Origin of the sequence: Parasutterella muris (assembly GCF_943193095.1) — a bacterium.
Classification (GTDB): domain Bacteria; phylum Pseudomonadota; class Gammaproteobacteria; order Burkholderiales; family Burkholderiaceae_F; genus Parasutterella; species Parasutterella muris.
On sequence record NZ_CALPCV010000053.1, the window covers coordinates 1 to 5,032 of the forward strand.

Below are 5,032 nucleotides of genomic sequence, written 5' to 3' on the forward strand. Positions count from 1 at the left end.
ATGATGAAGTAGATTTCCTGATTGTTATTTTCTTCGGTGATGAAGAAATTTTCTTTACCGCGAAGGGACTGAACGCCATAGTATGCTTCAGCCGGGACTTCCAAGTCGCCGATGAAGTCATGTTCAATACGAGCCATTATTACTCCTCTATTTTAATAGCCGGCCAAGCCGGCCGCCCTACTCTCATTTTTGTCAGTCGGGAGACTGTGGTCATACAAAAATGAGAGTTATGTAAATATTTTTGAACAAATGGATTTAAATAAAGTGTTTAAATTGATTTGTTTCGCAACGTAACATAGCACAAATTGAACAAAACAGCGATAAAAAAAGACATTCTTAGAAAAATATTAGGGTAAGTACCTAATGAAATTACCTGAAATAACTATATTAAGCTTAGGATAAAGCGTGTGCAGTTCAAGGATTTAAGCCCTTTCCCCTTGCATTCGTGCCAAGAAAAAGAAATTCATGCAGGATTTCGCGAAAGTGCTCAATCCAAGATTAAAGAGTGAATTGAAAGACAAAATCAATCTGAATTTACAATCACTCGCAAATTTTCGCTTGACAAAAAAGGTTCGTTACCTTTCGATAACGAACCTTTATTAAACTAATTCAGTGTTTGGAATTAGTCGAGCTTGAGTTCACGAAGAGGAATAACACGTTTCAGTGTGGGTTCTTCCTTGCCCATGATGCCCTGCTCAGCCATCTTACGACGCATGAAAGCGATCTGAGTCTTCAGAGGAAGATCCTTCGGGCAGAAGTCGTGGCAGGCCAGCAAAGACATGCAGCCGAACACGCCGGATTCTGTACCGAGGATTTCGTAGTAATCAGCATCGTTGCGGTGATCGCGAGGGTCCAGACGGAAACGAGAGATCTTGTTGATTGCAACAGCGCCGACGAAGTCAGGACGCATACGGAAGTTACCGCAGGAAGCGACGCAGCAGCCGCATTCTACGCAGCGGTCAAGCAGGTAGATGTCTTCGGCCAGGTGCGGATCCATCGGAGTTTCAATCTTGGAAAGATTGACTTCTTCGTCGTTAAGGTGACACCAAGACTGGATGCGTTCGCTCATGCCGCGCATCCACTTACCGGTATTGACAGAAAGGTCACCGATGAGTTCGAAGCCCGGGAGCGGAGCCAGTGTGAAGTGCTCAGGAAGGTCGCGAGTCAGGCAGCGGCAGGCCAGAGTCGGTTTGCCGTTGACAAGCATCGCGCAGGAGCCGCAAATACCGGCACGGCAGACGAAGTCAAACTGCAGAGAAGGATCCTGTGTGTCTCTCAGTTCATTCAGGAGAATGTAGAGAGTCATAGAATCTGTTTCAGATACAGAGTATGTCTGCAGGTGCGGAACGCTTTCCGGATCTGCGGGGTTGTAACGGAGAATGCTCACCTGAAGCATGCGGTGGTTCTTTGTCTGAGGAGCCGCCTGTTCCTTTTTGTCTTCAGCTGCAGCCATCTGTTGTACGTTTTCAGCCATTTAAATTCAACTCCAAAGGTTATGACAGGGGTTCGTCGATACGTTCGTTCTTACCGCGCAGGTCTTCCGGAAGAAGCTGGAGGTAAGGCATCAGTGCATTCTGGATAGCGAAGCGGTCAGCGCCTTCAGCTTCCATCTTGGCACGGATTTCATCAACCTGTTTCTGACGAATCGGTGTCTCGGGGTTGTCAATGTAGTTCTTAGCACCGTAACCGCGCCATCCCGGAGGCAGCTCCATCTTGGAGATGTCAAGATCCTGGTATGTGATGGTCGGCAGTGTGTCGTTTTCGTTCTTCCAAGTAGAAAGAGTACGTTTGCACCATTCGGCGTCGTTACGAACCGGGTAGTCAATACGGAAGTGGGCACCGCGGGATTCTGTACGTAGAGAAGCACCGAGAGCCATGCCGAGGGCGACACGAAGCATCTTCTGTGTTCTGTAGGCGTAAACGAGTTCGGGGTTAGCACCCGGCTGGTTCTTAACAGCAACGTTGAAGCTCTTCTTGTAAAGGTCTTCAAGTTCTTCGACAGCCTGAGAAAGCATATCGCCGTTACGGAAAATACCGACCTTAGTGGTCATGATTTCCTGCATACGTGTACGAATTTCGGCCATGTTTTCTGTGCCGGAATTCTTAGCGAAGGCGTCGAGCTTGGACTGTTCGCGTTTGATGAAGTCGTAAACAACGCGTGTCGGGATATCAATAGCGTTTTCAGGTTTATCGCAGAAGTCAGCGATACATTCGCCAATGATCATACCGGCGACGACGGTTTCAGCAACGGAGTTGCCGCCCAGGCGGTTAAAGCCGTGCATATCCCAGCAAGCAGCTTCACCGGCAGCGAAGAGGCCCTTGAGGGTTTCAGATTCGCCTGTGGGTTTGGTACGAACGCCGCCCATGGTGTAGTGCTGAGCCGGACGGACAGGAATCCAGTCTTTAGTCGGATCAATACCAAGGAAGTAATGGCAGATTTCGTAAACTTCGCGGAGGTTGTGCTTGATGTGGTTTTCGCCGAGCAGCGTGATGTCGAGCCAGAGGTGTTCACCGAAGCGGCTCTTAACGCCCTTGCCCTGAGCGATACGTTCTTCCATACGGCGGGAAACAACGTCACGGGAAGCAAGTTCTTTCTTTTCAGGTTCGACGTCCGGCATGAAGCGGTGGCCGTCAACGTCACGGAGCAGACCGCCGTCACCGCGGCAGCCTTCTGTTACCAGAATACCGGCAGGGAAAATACCTGTCGGGTGGAACTGAACGGCTTCCAAGTTGCCGCACATGGCAACACCGGTTTCCAGAGCGATCGCATGACCTGTACCTTCGCAGATCTGAGCGTTTGTGGAAACGCGGAAGAGCTTGCCGGCACCGCCGGTAGCAATGGCTGTCGCACGAGCGACATAGCCGATGAGTTCGCCGGTGATCAGGTCACGGACAACAGCACCGTAGCAACGGGAGCCGTCGTGGATAAGCGCGATGGCTTCAACACGTTCGTGAACCGGAATACCGTAAGCAATGACACGGTCGCTGACCGCGTTCAGCATAGCGTGGCCGGTACCGTCGGAAACGAAGCATGTTCTCCATTTCTTTGTACCACCGAAGTCACGCTGACCGATAAGGCCTGCGGCTTCTTTACGTTCGGTAATCGTAACTTTTTCGCCGTTAATAATGACCTGACGGTCTCCCGGAGTGATACGGCTCCAGGGCACGCCCCAAGCAGCCAGTTCACGGACTGCTTTAGGTGCGGTGTTAACGAACATACGAACCACTTCCTGGTCTGCGCCCCAGTCGGAACCGCGGACCGTGTCTCCAAAGTGCACGTCCTCGTTATCGCCGACACCCTTAATTACGTTCGCGAGAGAGGCCTGCATACCGCCCTGAGCAGCTTTAGAGTGAGAACGTTTCGGGGGAACTAGCGAAAGGATGATGGAATCATGACCGCGACGCTTGGCACCGACAGCCATACGCAGACCTGCAAGACCTGCGCCAATGACCAGCACATCCGTATAAATAACTTTCATTTAGTAGATCTCCTTGATCCAAATTAACCGAAAAGACGGGTGCACTTTCCGGCAGCATGGGGTAAACACGCAACAGCTTAAAGTACAAACACCACTCGGCCCACCCTCTTGCGAGTAAGGGTTGACCATGAAAAGAATTTCTACATAAAACTGTTTGAGCAGAAATTTAGTCCAACTTTGAAAAAATCTCAACGTCTTTATTAGTTTTGTTCGCGTTTTCTATAGTTTTGCCGTAATAAAAACTTAGGATTACAGAGGCGTTTTGGACCTTTTATCTTCTTTAACTAAATAATTAATTACTCAAAGATTCTTATAGTTAAGACAATTTTAAGTAATTCAAACTGAGGACAGCAATTGGGATTCAATCTGATTTGTAAGTTTTCTGCTCTTTTTCTGATTTTTCATAAGTACTTTCCCTTAATTCTCTCTTAGTAATGATTTTGTATGTTTCTTACAACATCTTAAGAATTCAAGGGCTCCTGAAGACGTGAGTTTTGATTTTTTACCGCCCGTTTGAATTTTCGAGTCGATGATTTTTTTTAATTTGGCTGAGTAAATATTTAGTTAACGAACCAAAAACATTTATTCGTTCATTTTGAGCAGATTATTCGGGAAACTACTAAACCATTTAGAAAAATACTTAAGGGTTTTTCTTTAATTTGACTCAAACTGAGTTCTGACGGGGCTTTTCGGGGTTGTCTCGATAGAAATTTAAGCGGAAGATTCAATTCAACAAATTCAACGAACCAATTTTTAAACGAAGGTAATTCAAATGTCTAAATTCGAAAACGGCCTTTTAAGCTCCGCAGCAGTAAATGTAGAAAAAGACATTAATGCGGCAGTACAAACCGTTGTAGAGGAAACAGAGGCGTTCTCTTTATCGATTCGCCGTTCCGCCGGCCTGGTATCGATTAAAGAAGACGGCATGGTCTGTGAGATCAGCGCTTCTCTGAGTCATACATTTGGATCTGCAGAGCGTTTTGACCTTATCTCCGCTGCGGTTGATCGTCACGTCTACCCTTTTAAGCTCTCTCAGCTTTTATCGAGCGGTAAAGCCGAACTTCGTCTGCGCGACAAGAGCGGCGAAATTTTCTGGGCCAGACTGAGCAGAGCCATTGAAGAAGACAGATATCTCTTTGAAGATATCGACATCGAAAAGAATTTCGAACTGGATTGTGAGGACCTTCTTGAAGAACAGGAACGCTCCTTTCCCTGGTCAGAATCCGATCGAACCATCCAGTAATCGTTCGTTCTAATAAAAAACGGCCGCCCGGTTTGGGCGGCTTAATTTTTTGTTTTTATTCGCAAACAAATGAAGAAAGCCTGCGACGTAATTTAGATGAACTACCTTGCACTCACGTGCGAGGTTTCATGGGAGCATGCTCCCCTTTCTAGCAATTGGCGAATACCCACACATGCATGCAGGTTTCGTACAATTGCGGGCGTGTCCACAACGACGCCCCTATCAAGTTCGAACAGCTTTTTGAGCCACTCATCCCCGAGTTCTTTTCGGCCGATATTGGCTGCGCCATTGATATCGGCATTGATCAAAT

3 protein-coding genes are annotated in these 5,032 nt (G+C 47.6%); 1 reads left to right on the plus strand and 2 read right to left on the minus strand.

The annotated features are described in order from the left end of the window. Positions 1 to 622: 622 nt before the first annotated feature. A complete protein-coding gene (locus NFR90_RS11400) occupies positions 623 to 1,474 on the minus strand; it encodes a fumarate reductase iron-sulfur subunit (RefSeq protein WP_370267217.1) in 852 nt (283 codons plus the stop codon). Positions 1,475 to 1,493: 19 nt separating this feature from the next. Continuing rightward, entirely contained in the window at positions 1,494 to 3,479 is a 1,986-nt protein-coding gene (locus NFR90_RS11405; RefSeq protein ID WP_160336362.1) for a fumarate reductase flavoprotein subunit, read from the minus strand. 772 nt (positions 3,480 to 4,251) lie between these two features. Between NFR90_RS11405 and NFR90_RS11410 the strand changes: the two genes are divergently transcribed. Beyond that, positions 4,252 to 4,722, plus strand: a complete 471-nt coding sequence (locus tag NFR90_RS11410; RefSeq protein ID WP_160336363.1) for a hypothetical protein — start codon at positions 4,252 to 4,254, stop codon at positions 4,720 to 4,722. Positions 4,723 to 5,032: the final 310 nt, after the last annotated feature.